The 255-nt window shown below is 60.4% G+C and carries 1 pseudogene; it reads left to right on the forward strand.

The annotated features are described in order from the left end of the window. Window positions 1-255 (forward strand): annotated as a pseudogene (locus WFM69_RS19370) (ABC transporter ATP-binding protein); the annotation flags it as partial.

Raw genomic sequence — 255 nt, forward strand, 5'->3', positions numbered from 1 at the left:
TGGCGTTGGATCCGCAGGTGATGATCATGGACGAGCCGACCACCGCGCTCGACGTTGTCGTGCAGCGGGGCATCATCCGGGAGATCATGCGGTTGCGGGAGAAGTTGGGGTTCGCGGTGATCTTCATCACGCATGATCTGCCGATGTTGATCGAGATCAGTGATCGGATCGCGATCATGTTGCAGGGGCAGATCGTGGAGGAGGGGACCGCGGCGGAGATCTACCGGTCTCCGCAGCATGAGTACACGAAGCGGT

The organism is Microbacterium sp. LB12 (genome assembly GCF_037150835.1).
Lineage (GTDB): Bacteria > Actinomycetota > Actinomycetes > Actinomycetales > Microbacteriaceae > Microbacterium.